General features: G+C 55.0%; 1 pseudogene. It reads left to right on the plus strand.

Going from position 1 to position 440, the window contains the following annotated elements:
• Positions 1–409, plus strand: a pseudogene (locus tag JNB88_RS33180) (hypothetical protein); the annotation flags it as partial.
• Positions 410–440 lie beyond the last annotated feature (31 nt).

The raw sequence follows: 440 nt of genomic DNA on the forward strand, positions 1-440 counted from the left end.
TTCTATCGCTATCGTTATTCCGCCGATTGGTCTGGGTCTGGCGACCATTATTGACCGTCGTTTAACCGGCAAACGCTTGTTCAACGCCCAGCTTTATCCGCAGGGTAAAACCGCCATGTTCCTGGCGTTTATGGGGATCAGTGAGGGTGCGATTCCGTTTGCACTGGAAAGCCCTATCACCGCCATTCCGTCGTATATGGTCGGCGCGATTGTCGGCTCAACCGCCGCTGTCTGGCTGGGCGCAGTGCAATGGTTCCCGGAGTCCGCTATCTGGGCATGGCCGCTGGTCACTAACCTCGGCGTCTACATGGCGGGGATCGCGCTGGGGGCAGTCATAACTGCGCTGATGGTGGTGTTCCTGCGTCTGATGATGTTCCGTAAAGGCAAATTGTTAATCGATAGCCTGTAAGAAGGACAATCCTGATGACATTACTCGCTTC

The organism is Rhizobium cauense (assembly GCF_019511525.1).
In the GTDB taxonomy this organism is placed as follows: Bacteria; Pseudomonadota; Alphaproteobacteria; order Rhizobiales; family Rhizobiaceae; genus Rhizobium; species Rhizobium cauense.